Source organism: Streptomyces cucumeris, from assembly GCF_024295805.1.
GTDB lineage: Bacteria > Actinomycetota > Actinomycetes > Streptomycetales > Streptomycetaceae > Streptomyces > Streptomyces cucumeris.
Genome location: NZ_JANCLX010000001.1, coordinates 361,046 through 377,233, shown reverse-complemented (window position 1 = coordinate 377,233; position 16,188 = coordinate 361,046). Strand labels below are relative to the sequence as shown.

Below are 16,188 nucleotides of genomic sequence, written 5' to 3'. Positions count from 1 at the left end.
GAATGCATGCCCGCGTGTTGGCGCCCACACACCGAGGGAACTGTTGGGAGTGATCCGCCCCGCGCAGAGCCCGAGGAGCCGAGATGCACGACGACCGACTGTTGGTGGAAGGACGCCTGGACCGGGCGCTGAACCAGTTCATCCGGCCCGCCCGGTATCCGGAGCGGGTACCGCTGGCCCTGTTCGCCTGGCGGGCACCGGGGGAACCGGTGCCGGTCGGCGAGGCGCTGGAGGCCGCGTACGAACGGTTCGAGACCGGCACCGACTGGGGCAGCCCCTGGTCGACCTGGTGGTTCCGGCTGGAGGGGGCGGTCCCGGCCGAATGGGCCGGCCGCCGCGTCGAGGCCGTGATCGACCCCGGGTTCTCCGGTGACGGCCCCGGGTTCCAGGCCGAGGGGCTGGTGTACGACGCCCACGGGGTGCCGCTGAAGGGCATCCACCCGCGCAACCGCCATATCCCGGTCGCGGCCCCGGCCGAGGGCGGTGAACCGGTGCGGCTGCTGCTGGAGGCGGCCGCCAACCCGGCCGTACTGCGCGACGGTTTCGTGCCCACGGCGCTGGGCGACGTACTGACCGCCGGGGACCGTCCGCTGTACCGCTTCGCCTCGGCCGACCTCGCCGTGCTGGACGAGAACGTCTGGCACCTGGTGCTGGACATCGAGGTGCTCTCGGAGCTGATGCGCGAACTCCCCGCGGACCGGCCGCGCCGCCATGAGATCCTGCGCGCCCTGGAGAACGCGCTGGACGCGCTCGATCTGCACGACGTACCGGGCACCGCGGCCGCCGCCCGCGCCGAACTGGCCGACGCGCTCAGCCGTCCCGCGCACGCCAGCGCCCACCGGGTCTCGGCCACCGGACACGCCCATATCGACTCGGCGTGGCTGTGGCCGCTGCGCGAGACCGTACGCAAGGCGTCCCGCACCTTCGCCAATGTCACCGCGCTCGCGGGCGACTACCCCGAGCTGGTCTTCGCCTGTTCCCAGGCGCAGCAGTACGCATGGGTCAAGGAGCACCAGCCGCATATCTGGGAGCGCATCAAGAAGGCGGTGGCGGACGGTAACTGGGCGCCGGTCGGCTCGATGTGGGTGGAGTCGGACGCCAACATGCCCGGCGGGGAGGCGCTGGCCCGGCAGATCGTGCACGGCAAGCGGTTCTTCCTGGAGGAGCTGGGGGTGGAGACCGAGGAGATCTGGCTGCCGGACTCCTTCGGCTACACGGCCGCCTTCCCGCAGCTCGCGAAGCTGGCGGGGGTGAAGTGGTTCCTCACCCAGAAGCTGTCGTGGAACCAGACCAACAAGATGCCGCACCACACCTTCTGGTGGGAGGGCATCGACGGCACCCGGGTCTTCACCCACTTCCCGCCGGTGGACACCTACAACGCCCAGTTCCACGCGGGCGAACTGGCGCACGCCGAGCGCAACTTCGCCGACAAGGGTCTCGCCACCCGCTCCCTGGTCCCGTTCGGCTGGGGCGACGGCGGTGGCGGACCCACCCGCGAGATGCTGGAGAAGGCGCGGCGGCTGGGCTCGCTGGAGGGTTCGCCCCGGGTGGAGATCCACAAGCCGTCGGTGTTCTTCACCGAGGCCGAGCGGGAGTACGGCGCCAAGGCCCCGGTGTGGTCCGGGGAGCTGTACCTGGAACTGCACCGGGCCACGTACACCACACAGGCCAAGACCAAGCAGGGCAACCGGCGCGGTGAACACCTGCTGCGGGAGGCGGAGTTGTGGGCCACCACGGCCGCGCTGCACGCCCCCGGCTACCACTATCCGTACGACGATCTGGACCGGATCTGGAAGACGGTGCTGCTGCACCAGTTCCACGACATCCTGCCGGGCTCGTCGATCGCCTGGGTGCACCGCGAGGCCCGGGAGACCTATGAGCGGGTCTTCGCCGAGCTGGAGGGGATCGTGGCCACGGCGGTGGCGGCACTGGGCGGCGGCGGTCCCGCGGTGCTCAACGCCTCGCCGTACGAACGCGAGGAGGTGGCCGTGGTGGACGCCGAGACCGCTTCGGCGCTCCCGCCGGAAACCCCCTCCCAGGAGCTGGGCGGGGGGCGGACGGCGGTGCCGGTGCGGGTGGCCGGGCTGGGCGTCGCGGCGCTCCCGGCCGCCGCCACCCCGGGCGAGCCCGGGGTGACCGCGCTGAGCGACGGCCACAGCATCGTGCTCGACAACGACCGGCTGCGGGTGACCATCGACGCCGACGGGCTGCTGACGTCCGTACTGGACCTGGACGCGGGCCGTGAGGTGCTGGCACCTGGCGCCCGTGGCAACCTCCTCCAGCTCCACCCCGACCACCCCAACCAGTGGGACGCCTGGGACATCGACCGGCACTACCGCCGCACCCGCACCGACCTGACCGACGCCGAGCACGTCGAGCTGACCGAGTCCGGACCGCTGCGGGCCACGGTGCGCGTGGTGCGTTCCTTCGGCGCCTCACGGGTGGTCCAGGACCTCACCCTGGCCGCGGGCAGCCGCCGTCTCGACATCGCCACCGAGGTGGACTGGCAGGAGTCGGAGAAGGTCCTCAAGGCCGCGTTCCCGCTGGATGTGCATGCCCGGGTGTCCACCGCGGAGATCCAGTTCGGCCATGTGGACCGCGCGACCCACACCAACACCGGCTGGGACGCGGCCCGTTTCGAGATCTGCGCCCACCGCTGGCTGCGGGTGGCCGAGCCCGGGTACGGGGCGGCGCTGCTCAACGACTCGACGTACGGCCACGAGGTGACCCGCACCGCGCACCGGGTGCCGGACAGGGAGGAGGGCGAGGCGGCGGACGGCGACGGGCATGAGGTGCTCGGCACGACCGTACGGCTGACGCTGCTGCGCGCCCCGCACAGCCCGGACCCGGAGACCGACCTCGGCACCCACCGGTTCCGCTACGCCCTGCTGCCGGGCGCGGACGTGGGGGACGCGGTCGCCGGCGGGCTGGCGCTCAACCTGCCGCTGCGCCCGCTGCCCTCCGGTCCCGCGGCACTGGCGCCGCTGGTCTCGGTGGACAACCCGGCGATCACGGTGGAGTCGGTCAAGCTGGCCGAGGACCGCAGCGGCGATGTGGTGGTGCGGCTGTACGAGTCGCACGGCGGCCGGGCGGCGGGCACGCTGGTCACCGGATTCCCGGTGACCCGGGCGGAGGTGACCGATCTGCTGGAGCGGCCGCTGCGGCCCGCCGCGGCCGGTGCCGCGGGGCTGAGTCTGGCCCTGCGTCCGCACCAGATCCTCACCCTGCGGCTGCGGCCGGTGTCCGGGTAGCCATCCGCGGTGGAGGGAGCCGTCCAGGCGGTCGATCTCCCCCACATCGGCCGAATACCTGTCTTGCCCTTTCATCTCACGCTATGTTCCTCGTCGTCGGCGGTGTGCCGTTCGGCGACGGGGACGGGGACGGCGAGGCGCCCGTGTCCCGGGCGCCGTCGGCCCGTGCGACACCGTCCGTGACCCGGCGTGTGAAGTAACGCGTCCGGTACAGCCGTGGCAGCTCCGGTGCGCGCCGGAGCACCAGCCCCACCGCGGCGGGGAGCGCCGCGACCGGGGCGGCGAGGCGGCGGACGTTCATGGTTCCTCCCATGGCTGGCGCCGTGTGGAGGGTTGGGGCGAGAGGGCGCGGAATCTCCCCCGAAAAGTGGGGGAGGACGTTGTAGAGCACACCGGAGCCACGGACCGGACGAGCGACGCGGAACTGGTGCGCGCCTTCCTTCAGGCGCGCGGAACCGCCGCCCGGGAGGCCGCGTTCACCCGGATCCACGAACGGCACGCGGACGCCGTGCTGTACCGGTGCGCGTCGCTGCTGCCGGACGATCCGGACGCCGCCGAGTCGGCCGCCACGGCGGCCCTCACCGCGGCGTACCACGATCTGAACGCGGGGCGGCCGCCACGGGAGCCGCACAAACTGCGCGCCTGGCTGTACGGCATCGCCCGGCACCGCTGCTCCGAGGAACTGCGCCGACGCGGCCCGGCCGGCCCCGGGTTACCGGCGGAGGTGGCGGACGACACCTGGGAGTCGGTGAGCCGGGCGCGGCTCGCCGAGGTCGACCGCATCCTGGACGTGGTCGCCGCGAGCTTCACCGAGCCCCAGCGGCGGATCTTCCAGCTCAGCACCCGTCAGCACCTCCGCGGCAAGGCCCTGGCAGCGGCCCTCGGCGTCAGCGAGAAGGAGGCCAACGACGACACCTGGGAGAACAAGCAGCGGCTGACCAAGGGGTTCGGCGCCTATGTCCTGGCCAAGGACGGCAGACCGCACTGTCCCGAACTGGCCCGGCTGCTGGATCAGGCCGCCTGGGACGGCGAGAACTTCACCAAGGTGCTGCGCCTGCGCATCCTGCGCCATATGGACACCTGCAGGACCTGCGACGACTGTGCCGTCTGCCGTGCGACGAAGACCCGGCTGATCCGCCCCTACGCCCCCGTCCTGCTGCCGGTGGCCGCCGGAATGGCCCTGCGCGACCGTGTCGAGGCCCGGATCCGCACCGCCAACGCCTCCGCCTCCCTCCCCTCGGACAGCCCGCTCCCGCCGCCTCCCCCGGGCCCGCCGCCGGGCGGCGGACCGGGTGCCGCGCGGCGGCCGCGTACGCTCCGGATCGGCGCAGCGGCCGTCGCCGCCACCATGGGCGTCGTCGCGCTGCTCGCGCTGCGGGCCTGGTCCACCGGTGACGACGCGCCACCGGCCCGCGCCCAGGACCGGGTGGCCGCCTCCGTCACCCGGGCGATGACCGGCAAGAAGTTCGTGACCTTCGACATCCAGGCCCGCAACATCAGCGACCCCGCGCAGTTCGACGGGAGCGGCCGTATCGACATGTCGGCCGACGGCACCGTGTCCGCGGCGACGCATGTGCTCTACGAACCCGGTGAGGACCCGTGGTTCCCGCCCGATGTGGTGGTGATCGGCGACCGCGCCTGGATCACCCCCGACAACACCCCGGCCGAGACCGGCCCTTCGGCCTACGGGCCCACGACCGTCGTCGACCGGGCGTCCGCCAGCCAGGACTCCCGGGTCGGCAACGCCCTCCAGACCCGCTGGATCGCCTCCCCCGCAAACACCGCGCAACTGCTGCGCCGGGCAAGCGACTTCCGCGAGCGCGGCACCGCCGGAACCCGTGTGCTGACCGGCCGGGCCCCGCTGAGCGCCCTCGCCGACGACCCGGCCGGGGGCTTCTTCTACCGGCCCTACCTCACCAAGGCGCCCGCGGACGCCATGGTCACCTTCACCCTCACCACCGACCGCTCCTACCTCCCCGTGAAGATGACCTTCGAGATCCCGGTCCGGCACACCGGCTACCTGGCGAGGTACGACCACGACCCGTTCACGGTCGGCTATCGCGACTGGGCCGAGGGCAAGCCCATCACCCGGCCCACCGGGGAGCCGCCGACACCGCAGTGGGGAGAGCGTCCCGCGTAGACCGTGGAGTGCGGACGGTCAGGGGCGCGGCACATTGCGCAGATTGGAGCGGGCCATCTGCACCATCCTGCCGACGCCGCCGTCCAGCACCATCTTGCTGGCGGACAGCGCGAACCCGGTCACCATCTCGGCCCTGATCTTCGGCGGGATGGACAGCGCGTTGGGGTCGGTCACCACGTCCACGAGCGCGGGCCCCTTGTGCCGCAGGATGTCGCGCAGCGCCGACCGCAGGTGTTTGGGCTTCTCCACCCGCACGGCGTGGACCCCGGCCGCCTCGGCGAGGGCCGCGAAGTCGGGGTTGTGGTTGCCGGTGCCGTAGGCGGGCAGCCCCGACACCAGCATCTCCAGCTCGACCATGCCCAGCGAGGAGTTGTTGAACAGGACCACCTTCACCGGCAGGTCGTACTGGACGAGGGTGAGGAAGTCGCCCATCAGCATGGTGAATCCGCCGTCCCCGGACATCGACACCACCTGGCGGCGGCGGTCCAGGAACTGGGCCCCGATGGCCTGCGGCAGCGCGTTGGCCATCGAGCCGTGGGTGAATGAACCGATCACCCGGCGGCGGCCGTTGGGAGTGAGGTAACGGGCCGCCCAGACGTTGCACATCCCGGTGTCCACGGTGAAGACCGCGTCGTCCGCGGCCTCCTCGTCCAGCACCGAGGCCACGTACTCCGGGTGGATCGGGACGTGCTTCTCGACCTTGCGGGTGTACGCCCGGACCACGCCCTCCAGCGCCTCCGCGTGCTTCTTCAGCATCCGCTCAAGGAAGCGGCCGTCGGTCTTGGGACGTACCTTCGGTGTCAGACAGCGCAGTGTCTCGCGGACGTCGCCCCACACCGCGAGGTCCAGTTTGGAGCGGCGGCCCAGGTGTTCGGGGCGTACATCGACCTGCACGGTGGTCACGTCGTCCGGGAGGAAGGCGCCGTAGGGGAAGTCGGTGCCCAACAGCATCAGCAGATCGCATTCATGGGTGGCCTCGTAGGCCGCGCCGTAGCCGAGCAGTCCGCTCATGCCCACGTCAAAAGGATTTTGATACTGGATCCATTCTTTGCCGCGCAGGGCGTGGCCCACCGGCGCCTTCACCCGTGTCGCGAACTCCATCACCTCGTCATGCGCCCCGGCGGTGCCGCTGCCGCAGAAGAGCGTGATCCGGTCCGCCGCGTCCACCATGCGCGCCAGCTCGTCGATCTCCGCGTCGCCCGGCCGCACCGTGGGCCGCGAGGTGACCAGCGCATGTTCCTCGGCGCGCTCGGGCGCCGGACGGGCGGCGATGTCACCGGGCAGGGTGACCACACTGACCCCGCCACGGCCGATCGCGTGCTGGACTGCGGTCTGCAGGACCCGCGGCATCTGCTGGGGGCTGGAGATCAGCTCGCAGTAGTGGCTGCACTCGCGGAAGAGCTGGTCCGGATGGGTCTCCTGGAAGTAGCCGGTGCCGATCTCGCTGCTGGGGATATGGGAGGCGAGGGCCAGTACCGGTGCCATCGAGCGGTGGGCGTCGTAGAGGCCGTTGATGAGGTGGAGGTTTCCGGGGCCGCAGGAGCCCGCACAGGCGGCGAGGGTTCCGGTGAGCTGGGCCTCGGCGCCCGCGGCGAAGGCGGCGGTCTCCTCGTGGCGCACCTGGATCCAGTCGATGGCGGCGTTGCGGCGGACCGCGTCCACCACGGGGTTGAGGCTGTCGCCGACCACCCCGTACAGCCGTCGCACCCCGGCGCGGACCAGGATGTCCACGCATTGCTCCGCCACCGTCTGCTTGGCCATCGCGTGCCTCGTCCCTTCCGCCCTGGGTCGCCGGGGTCCGTACGCCCCCGTCCATCAACCCATGGACGACGCGCTCACGCCTCCCAGACGGCCACCGCCGTACGGTCGTCGGCGTAGCCCTTCACCCGGGTCTGGGCATCGGCGAGATAGGCGGCGAGCCCGGGCGGTTCCGGCCCTGCCCAGCGTTCGGCCAAGTGGTCGGCGAGCGCCGCTTCGCCGCGCAGGGGTCCGGCGAGGCCCTCGCCGCAGAGCAGCAGGGTGTCGCCCGGACGGGCGACGGAGGCGCGGAAGAGGAACGGTCCGCCGACGGGGGTGCCCGGCGTGATGTCGTGGGCGGATGCCGGGTCCTGCGGGGACGCGGCCGGGGTGCGTGGCTCCGGAATGTGCGACTCCGGGGTGCCGGGCTCAGGGGTGCCCGGCTCCGGGGGCGGCGCCTGGGGCGGGCCGCTCGCGGTGTCCGGTTCCCCCGGGGCGGGCTCCAAGTCCTGCCAGCCGCCCGCGCGCAGCCGGAACACCCCTCCCCCGCCGACGCCGAAGAACACCCGGGTGCGGCAGGCCGGATGAGCGGGCAGCAGCAGACAGCGCACCGAGGCGGTGTACTCGGCCGGGTCCAGCCCCAGCGTGGTGGCGCGGGCGCGCAGCCTGCCGTAGCCGCGCGCGGTCAGCCGGTGCAACCCGGACTTGAGGGCGCCGCGGTCGGCGGTGTGCAGATCGTCGGCCAGCCGGACGCGGCTGCGGCCGACCGCGCCGCCGATCCACTCGCACATCTCGCGCGCGGCGTGCTGCGACCGGGGCGCCGCGCGCACCCCACCGGCCACGACGACCAGCACCAGGGCGCTGTCGCCGGTCCCGAACCGCGCGGTCAGCAACGCGTCCCGGCGGGACTCCCCGCGATAGCGGGCCGAATCGCCGCGCAACGAGGCGGCGCGGAGGGTGAACGTGCCGTAGCGGGCGCCGTCCAGCACGGTGTCGGGCACCAGCTCGCCGAGCTCCTCCGGATCGGCGACGGGCAGGGTCGTCGGCTCGCCCTCGTAGGTCGGCGGCCCGTTCCCCACGAACCCGACCTCAGCCGCCCGCCACGGCCGCGCCGCGGCCCCGCCGGGCGGCCGCCCCGACGACCGCGGCGAGGCGGTACCGGTGCCGTGGGCCCCGGCGGGGGCGGAGGCGCCCGGACGGGGCCATACCTCACCCGGACTGCGGCCGGCCGCGCCGGAGCCGCTACGGGCGGACGGGTCCGGCCCCGTCGGCTCGGACCTGGACCCCGGACCACCGTTACGGATGGACGAGGCGGCATCGGGCCGACCGGCAGCGCCTCGGCCGTCAGACGCACCTGGGTCCGGCCGGGCGGCAGAGTCCGGACTGCCACTACCGGACGCCGGGCCCGGCCCCGGCGGCCCGGACGCGGCTGGATCCGACCGAGCGGAAGGATCCCGCCCGGTGGAAGCGGGCCCGCCGGATGTGGATCCCGGATCACCGTTGCGGGCGGACGGGGCCGGGGCGGATCGAGCGGCGGTATCCCGGCCGTCGCGGGCGGCGGAGTCCGGACTGCCGTCGGGGGCGGGCGGGGCCGGGGCGGGGTTGGGGGGCGGTGCGGCGCCGGGGCCTTCACCGCGGGGAGATCGCCACCCCTGCGGGCCACCTCCCTCGGCGGCGTCCGGCCCCGGTGCGGCACCGCCCCGCTCCTCCCGCGACCCCCACGGAGCCCCCGCGGCGGGCCGCGTCCCGGTGCCGCCGGGGCGGCAGCCGAGTGTGCGGGCGGCCGAGTCGAACCGGTCGTCGACGGAGTCCGTCGCCGCGGCGGGTCCCGCGTCGGCCCGACGCGGGTCGTACAACTCGCCCCACCAGTCGTCCTCGTGACCGCGCTTGTCCCCCTGCTGGCTCATCCCCACATTGTCCACAGCAAGGCTTCACGGCAACACCACGCCGCGGCCCGTGGGCGTTCGGCCGTCGCGTCCGGCAGCCTGGTGACATGGCGACGTGGCAGCTGGTCCTGTGCGGCCTGGTCATGCTGCTGGGCCTGGTCGGCGTGGTCGTACCGGGACTGCCCGGCCCGGTCATCGTGTGGGCCGCGGCGCTGTGGTGGTCACTCACCGAGAAGACCGGCCCGGCCTGGGCCTTTCTGGCCGGGGCCACCGCGCTGCTGCTGCTCGAGCAGGCCGTGAAATGGCTGCTGCCCGCCCGCCGGATGCGCGGGGCGGGCATCACCCGGCGGACGTTCCTGCTGGCCGGGATCGCGGGCATCGTCGGCTTCTTCGTACTCCCGGTGATCGGCGCGCCCATCGGCTTCGTGGCCGGGATCTACGGCGCGGAGCGGCACCGGCTGGGCGGACACGGGGAGGCGTGGGTGTCGACGCGGACGGTGATGCGGGCGATCGGCACCAGCGTGCTGGTCGAGCTGTTCGCGTGTCTGCTGGTCGCGGGCGGCTGGGTGGCGATGGTCGTCGTGCACTGACCCGCCAGGGCCGCCGAGGGCACCGTGGAGGACGGCCGGGGGCGCACCGGAGTGAAACCCGGCGCCCCCGCGCGCCCCACATGGTGCGGTGAGAACCACCAGCCCCCACCGCACCACTGCGCGTGGTCAACCGCACGGCCGGACCGGCCTCGCAGCGGGCCGGCGGGGCGAGGCGAACCCCGGCTGACGCGGCTAGCCGCGATACGCCTCCAGCAGCCGCAGCCAGATCTCGCTCATCGTCGGGAACGACGGAACCGCGTGCCACAGCCGTTCCACCGGTACCTCGCCCGCCACCGCCACCGTGGCCGAGTGCACCAGTTCCCCCACCCCCGGGCCCACGAAGGTGACGCCGATCAGATGGCCCCGGTCCAGGTCAACGATCATCCGCGCCCGGCCCCGGTAGCCGTCCGCGTAGAGGGCCGCGCCCGACACCTGGCCCAGGTCGTAGTCGACGACCCGGACGCTGCGCCCCTGCGCCTCGGCCTCGGCCGCGGTCAGCCCGACCGCGCCGACCTCGGGGTCGGTGAAGACCACCTGCGGTACGGCCGCGGTGTCCGCGGTCGCCGCATGCGCGCCCCAGCGGTCGGTCTCCAGCAGCGGCACGCCCTGCGCCCGCGCGCCGATCGCCGCGCCCGCGATCCTGGCCTGGTACTTGCCCTGGTGGGTGAGGAGCGCGCGGTGGTTCACATCGCCCACGGCGTACAGCCAGCCGCCGGGCACATCGCGCACCCGGAGGGTGTCGTCCACGTCCAGCCAGCTCCCGGGCCGCAGCCCGATCGTCTCCAGGCCCACGTCGTCGGTGCGCGGCGCCCGGCCGGTGGCGAACAGCACCTCGTCCGCCTCGACGCTCTCGCCGCCCTCGAGGGTGAGCGTGACCGGCCCGTCCGTACCGTCTCGCCGTACGCCCGTCACCGACGTACCGGTGCGGATCTTCACCCCGGCCTCGGTCAGCGCCTCGGCCACCTGCTCGCCCGCGAACGGCTCCATCCGCTCCAGCAGCCCGGTGCCGCGGATCAGCATGGTCACCTCGGAGCCGAAGGCGTTCCACGCGGTGGCCATCTCGACGGCCACCACCCCACCGCCCACCACGGCCAGCCGCCGCGGCACGGTGGACGAGCTCGTCGCCTCACGGCTGGTCCAGGGGCGGGCCTCGGCGAGTCCGGGGATGTCCGGCAGGGCGGCCCGGCTGCCGGTGCACAGGCCGACCGCGTGCCGCGCGGTGACGACGCGCTGCTGTCCGTCCGGGCCGGTGACCGTGACCTGGCGCGGACCGGTCAGCCGCCCGTGGCCGCGGAGCAGGTCGATACCCGCCGAGTCCAGCCAGCCGATCTGGCCGTCGTCCTTCCAGTCGGAGACGAAGTAGTCACGGTGGGCGAAGACCGCGGCGTCGTCCAGCGGACCGCCCACCGCCTGGCGCAGCCCGGGGGCGCGGCGCGCGTCGGCGCGGGCGATGACCGGGCGCAGCAGTGCCTTGCTGGGGATGCAGGCCCAGTACGAGCATTCGCCGCCGACCAGTTCGCTCTCCACGATGGCCGTGGAGAGCCCGGCGGCGCGGCTGCGGTCCGCCAGGTTCTCGCCGACCGGGCCCGCGCCCAGGACCACGACGTCGTACTCGTCCATGGCGTCGTTCATCGCAACCCGCTCTCTGCCGGATCCGGCGGTGTGATCGACCGTGTGGCACCCCGCACCCCCGGGTGCCCCTGGGGACATCCTGGTGCCGAGTAACCGCGCGGAGCCACCCGAATCGGCATCCCGCGCCGTTCCGTCATGACACGGCGGCGGCGACGGCGAAGGCCCCGCGCCCCCGAGGAGGGGCGCGGGGCCACTGCGGTGGTCTGCGCTACGGCTTGCGCAGCGGTCCGCGCTTGAGCTCCGCCAGATGCCGTCCGGTCGCCTGCTTCTGCTTCCAGTCCCGCCGGATCTCGGCCCGCAGCCGGGCGTCGGTCCGGGCCGCGAGGCGTTCGTTCTCCCGCAGCAGCTTGCGGTAGCTCTCCAGCCGCCGGTCCGGCAGTGAGCCGTCCTCGACGGCGGTGAGCACCGCGCACCCGGGTTCCGTGCGGTGGGCGCAGTCGTGGAAGCGACATTCCTCGGCGAGCGCCTCGATCTCGGCGAACGCCTGGGAGACACCGCTTCCGGCGTCCCACAGCCCCACCCCGCGCAGCCCCGGGGTGTCGATGAGCGCACCGCCCCAGGGCAGCGGCAGCAGATCACGGGTGGTCGTGGTGTGACGGCCCTTGCCGTCACTGTCCCGGATCTCCTGCACCTCCTGGACGGACTCCCCGATCAACGCGTTGGCCAGGGTGGACTTGCCCGCCCCTGACTGGCCGAGCAGTACCGCGGTGCCGGAGGAGAGCACGGCGGACAGCACGTCCAGCCCCTCCCCCGTGGCGGAGCTGACGGGCAGCACCTGGACACCGGGGGCGGCCGTCTCGGCGTCGTCGACGAGGTGGCCGAGCGTGGCGGGCTCGGGCACCAGGTCGGCCTTGGTGAGGACGACCAGCGGCTGGGCACCGCTCTCCCAGGCCAGGGCCACGAACCGCTCCAGGCGGCCCAGGTCGAACTCGGTGGCGAGGGAGACGGCGATCACGGCGTGGTCGACATTGGCGGCCAGCACCTGGCCGTCGGACCGCTTGGAGGAGGTGGAGCGCACCAGGGCGGTGCGCCGCGGCAGCAGCGTCCGCACATAGCGCGGGTCGCCGCCGGGGTCGACGGCGGCCCAGTCACCGGTGCACACGATGCGCATCGGGTCGTGGGGCGTGACCAGTTCGGTGTCGGCCCGCACGGTGCCCGCGCGGGTGATGACGTCGCACTGGCCGCGGTCCACCCGGATGACCCGGCCGGGCAGCAGCCCCCGCTCGGCGTACGGGGCGAACACGGCCTCCCAGTCCTCGTCCCAGCCGTACGGGGCGAGCGGGTCCTCGGAGGTGCCCAGGAGGGAGGACGGTGAAGCGAAAGAGGATGACAAGGGGTGACCCTTCGCAAGGGTGGCCCCGGCACGCGCCGCTCGGCGCGGAGGAATGACGTGGGATCAGCCGGAGGCCACGGAGGTGGACGTGATGAACTCCTGATTGCGGGCAGCGCCCAGCGCAAAGACAGCCATCGGTCACACCTCCTTCTCGCACGTCTCGTATCGGACCGCGGCGGCCGGACGGCCACCGGATCGGGTCGGCATCACTGTAGTGGGGCGGCCGGATCGGCACCACGGGTTTTCCCGCGTGCCTACGGAGCCGGATCAGATCGCCCCGGCGGCGGGCACCCCGTAGTCCTCGGGTGCCTCGACGGCGCGTTCGGCGGCGCGGCTGGTCTCCTCCCAGGCCGCCCAGGTGTCCATACGGCGGCGGGAGATGTCGAAGGCCAGGTCGTAGACGGCGCTGCCGAGCAGCAGCCGCAGCGGCGGGTCATCGCTGTCCACCAGCTTCAGCACGGCCTCGGCCGCCAGATGGGGCAGGCTGTCGATCGAGGATTCGGCGAACCGCTTCTCCAGTTCGGCGCGGAGCGGCGCGTAGGCGTCCATCGGCTCGGTGGCGGCCAGACCGGTGGTGTAGAGGTCGGTCCAGTAGCCGCCGGGCTCCACGAGGGTGACCTTGACACCGAAGGGCGCCGCCTCGGCCGCCAGCGCCTCGCTCATTCCCTCCAGGGCGAACTTGCTGGCGCTGTAGAGCCCGGTGAGGGGATGGCCGCCCAGTGCGCCGACGCTGGAGATCTGGACGAGATGACCGCTGCCCCGGGCGCGCAGGGTGGGCAGAACGGCCTGGCTGACCCACAGGGCGCCGAAGAAGTTGGTGTCCATCTGGGCGCGGGCCTCGGCCTCGCCGAACTCCTCGACCATCCCCATGGCGAGGAACCCGGCGTTGTTCACGACGATGTCCAGACGGCCGAAGTGGCGGACGGCGGTATCGACGGTGGTGTGGACGGCCGCCCGGTCGGAGACGTCCAGCGGGAGGGTGAGCAGCCGGTCGCCGTGCTCGGCGGCCAGCGGCTCGAGGGTGGTGAGGGTGCGGGCGACGGCGACGACGCGGTCGCCCGCCGCGAGGGCGGCCTCGGTGAAGGCCCGGCCCAGTCCCCGGCTCGCACCGGTGATGAACCAGACGCGGCCTGCGGCGGGGGTGATGGTCATGGAGATGCGGCTCCTCGGGTTCTCGGGTTCTCGGCGGTAATGAAACGAAACGATACGGTCCGTCTCGCTTCGATGGTGTGAACCCTACCCAGCGGGTGTCGCATTGGCAAGACGGAACGTCTCGTCCGTCGGTGGTGGGGCTAGGACGGCGGTGTTCCGGCGCGCCGGCCGCCCTCCGCGGTGCTCTCCGACGTGGTTTCCGCGGATCCGTCCGCCGCGGTGTCGGCCTCGGGCCGCCGCGGCCCCTGCCGGGGCGCGCGTCCGGGCTTCTCCGGGTGCGCCGTCCGCCCGTCGCCGTTCCCGGCCGCCCGCCCGGCGGGCTTCTCGGCGGGATCCTCCGTGCGCTTTCCCGTGGGCTTCGCGGCGCCGTTCCCGGTCCGCTCCGCCGTCTCCCGCCTGCCGTGCAGCCGCGCCCGGAGGTCCTCGTGCGGCAGGAACTGGGCCCACCGCTCGGGGAACTCCGACGGCGGGGTGATCTCGGCCGCGCCGTCGTCCGCGGTGCGCTGGTCCCGGGAACGCAGCCGGGCCGTCTGCTCCCGGACCCGGGCGGCCTGCTCGGCGCGCCCCGCGGCGGTGGCCACCGACGGCCAGACCCGGTCGATCGCGGCGTTGACGGCCGCCCCCACCAGCACCGCGAAGGCGGACACCCCGATCCACAGCAGTACGGCGACCGGCGCGGCCAGCGAGCCGTAGATCGTCGGGCCCTCCACGGTGTGCACCAGGTAGATGCGCAGCAGGAAGCTGCCGAGCACCCACATGGTGAGGGCCACCAGAGCGCCGGGGACGTCCTCGCGCCAGGGCGAACGGACCGGCACCGACACGTGGTACAGCGTGGTGAGGAAGGCGACCGACAGCAGGATCACCACGGGCCAGTACAGGATCTGGACCAGACCGCCGCTGGCCGGGAGGAGGTCCACCACCGTCTCCGGCCCGATGACCATCAGCGGCAGCGCCACCGCTCCGACGACCAGCGCGACCAGGTAGAGGAGGAAGGCCAGCAGCCGGGTCCTGACGATCCCGCGGCGCCCCTCCAGCCCGTACATGATGGTGATGGTGTCCACGAAGACGTTCACCGCGCGGGAGCCGGACCACAGGGCGATGGCGAAGCCGAGCGAGATCACATCGGGGCGGCCGCCCTCGATGACGTCGTCCAGCAGCGGCCGGGCGATCTGCTTGACGCCCTGGTCGGACAGGACGGCCCCGGAGGCGTCCAGGATGTTCTGCCGGATGGTCGCCACCGTCTCGGTGTCGGTCCAGGCGTCGAAGTAGCCGAGCAGCCCGATCAGGCCCAGGAGCAGCGGCGGCAGGGACAGCAGCGTGAAGAAGGCCGCCTCGGCCGCCAGCCCGGTGACCCGGTGCTCCATGCAGGAGTTGACGGTGTCCTTGAGCAGCAGCCAGACCATCCTGCGCTTGGAGACATTGCGGTAGAGGGCACGGGCCTTGTGGAGCCGGCCGGACGGCTTGGACAGTTCTTTCGCGGGCTGCACCTTCTCACCGTATCGGGCGGTTTCACCCCGGCTCACCCGGCGACCGGCCCGCGCGCCCATGGCGCGCCCCGCGCGGTTCCCCGCGCAGGGGGCCATCAGGGTGTCCGCCCGTGCGACGGCGGAGGGGATGCCGCGCCGACTCGGCACCACCCTCCGCCCGCCGGGCCCACTGTCCGCCCGGATGCGGACGGGCGCAAAGGTTGCGCCGCGTTGCAACCGGGCCGAGGCGCGGGCCGGTGTCAGCAGCCGCCGCAGTTGTAGAAGAGCACGTCCCAGTGGTTGCTCTCGCGGGCGTAGATGTTGCCCGCGCCGGAGCGGTACTGCTGGGCCCCGTCGCCCGGCCGCGGGCCGATGTTGGTGAAGGTGCGGGTGATGTAGCCGCTGAGGCAGCTCGTCGGGCTGAAGTCCAGCTTGTAGCCGTTCCAGTGGCTGTAGGTGCCGGAGGCGTGTCCGGTCTCGGTGCCGCCGGTGATGGTGAGGGCGCAGCCGCTGCCCTGTTCGAGGGTGGTCGCGCCCTGGATGGTGGCCAGGTTGACCTGCTCGAACGAGGTACAGGTCGGCCTGTTGCGGTCCGAGCAGCCGCCGCTGGAGGTCCAGCCGACCCCCGCGGCACGCAGGCGCGCGGTCGCGTCGGCGTGGCTGAGCTTGGTGACGGCCGCGGCGCCCGGGGCGGTGACGGCCGTCGGCGCGGTGGCGGACACCGGGGCGGGAGCGGCCACCGCGCCCTGGGCGGTGACGAGACCGGTGGCCGCGAGGAGCGCGCCGCCGAGCAGGGCGGCGGCCCGGGTGCCGGTGCGGGTGCGGATCATGGAGTGATCTCCCTCGTCGTCGGATCAGACGGATCAGTGGGATCACCGGGGCGGACCGTGGGTCTCCCCGGGACGCGGCGCCGTTCCTCCGGCACGGGCGGCGGGGTGCGTGCCGCCTGCGCGAGACATGTCAAAAGAGCGCTCCCACGGTGGCCCATGAACGGCCCGCCG

11 protein-coding genes are annotated in these 16,188 nt (G+C 73.4%); 3 read left to right on the top strand and 8 right to left on the bottom strand.

What is annotated here, in order from left to right; translation table 11 throughout:
- Positions 1-83 precede the first annotated feature (83 nt).
- Positions 84-3,251: an alpha-mannosidase gene (locus NMK44_RS01780; protein WP_254737412.1), complete on the top strand. Its 3,168-nt coding sequence runs from the start codon at positions 84-86 to the stop codon at positions 3,249-3,251.
- A 76-nt stretch (positions 3,252-3,327) separates the two neighbouring features.
- Here NMK44_RS01780 and NMK44_RS01775 read toward each other — a convergent pair whose 3' ends face one another.
- Positions 3,328-3,552 (bottom strand): hypothetical protein, encoded by a 225-nt coding sequence (locus NMK44_RS01775; RefSeq protein WP_254737410.1) that lies wholly within the window; start codon positions 3,550-3,552, stop codon positions 3,328-3,330.
- A 66-nt stretch (positions 3,553-3,618) separates the two neighbouring features.
- On the opposite strand from NMK44_RS01775, the gene NMK44_RS01770 reads away from it, so the two are divergent.
- Positions 3,619-5,391 (top strand): RNA polymerase sigma factor, encoded by a 1,773-nt coding sequence (locus tag NMK44_RS01770; RefSeq protein ID WP_254737408.1) that lies wholly within the window; start codon positions 3,619-3,621, stop codon positions 5,389-5,391.
- 18 nt (positions 5,392-5,409) lie between these two features.
- On the opposite strand, the gene NMK44_RS01765 is transcribed toward NMK44_RS01770, so the two are convergent.
- Together NMK44_RS01765 and NMK44_RS42375 are read right to left on the bottom strand one after the other, a co-directional pair.
- A complete protein-coding gene (locus NMK44_RS01765; RefSeq protein ID WP_254737406.1) occupies positions 5,410-7,152 on the bottom strand; it encodes a pyruvate dehydrogenase in 1,743 nt (580 codons plus the stop codon).
- 74 nt (positions 7,153-7,226) lie between these two features.
- Complete coding sequence (locus tag NMK44_RS42375) at positions 7,227-8,207, bottom strand: protein phosphatase 2C domain-containing protein (protein ID WP_308358069.1); 981 nt, start codon at positions 8,205-8,207, stop codon at positions 7,227-7,229.
- Positions 8,208-9,121: 914 nt separating this feature from the next.
- Between NMK44_RS42375 and NMK44_RS01755 the strand changes: the two genes are divergently transcribed.
- Positions 9,122-9,604 (top strand): DUF456 domain-containing protein, encoded by a 483-nt coding sequence (locus tag NMK44_RS01755; RefSeq protein ID WP_254737402.1) that lies wholly within the window; start codon positions 9,122-9,124, stop codon positions 9,602-9,604.
- Positions 9,605-9,796: 192 nt separating this feature from the next.
- Here the strand turns inward: NMK44_RS01755 and NMK44_RS01750 are convergent, their stop codons facing one another.
- The 5 genes from NMK44_RS01750 to NMK44_RS01730 form a co-directional block, all read right to left on the bottom strand.
- Entirely contained in the window at positions 9,797-11,236 is a 1,440-nt protein-coding gene (locus NMK44_RS01750) for a dihydrolipoyl dehydrogenase family protein (RefSeq protein ID WP_254737400.1), read from the bottom strand.
- 208 nt (positions 11,237-11,444) lie between these two features.
- Positions 11,445-12,569: a ribosome small subunit-dependent GTPase A gene (rsgA, locus tag NMK44_RS01745; protein WP_254737398.1), complete on the bottom strand. Its 1,125-nt coding sequence runs from the start codon at positions 12,567-12,569 to the stop codon at positions 11,445-11,447.
- A 267-nt stretch (positions 12,570-12,836) separates the two neighbouring features.
- The gene (locus NMK44_RS01740; RefSeq protein ID WP_254737397.1) at positions 12,837-13,721 is read right to left on the bottom strand and encodes an SDR family oxidoreductase; all 885 of its coding nucleotides are present in this window, start codon (positions 13,719-13,721) and stop codon (positions 12,837-12,839) included.
- 140 nt (positions 13,722-13,861) lie between these two features.
- Positions 13,862-15,208 (bottom strand): YhjD/YihY/BrkB family envelope integrity protein, encoded by a 1,347-nt coding sequence (locus tag NMK44_RS01735; protein ID WP_254737395.1) that lies wholly within the window; start codon positions 15,206-15,208, stop codon positions 13,862-13,864.
- A 239-nt stretch (positions 15,209-15,447) separates the two neighbouring features.
- On the bottom strand, positions 15,448-16,017 hold the full coding sequence (locus tag NMK44_RS01730; RefSeq protein ID WP_254737393.1) for a hypothetical protein: 570 nt from the start codon (positions 16,015-16,017) through the stop codon (positions 15,448-15,450).
- Between the last annotated feature and the right edge of the window lie 171 nt (positions 16,018-16,188).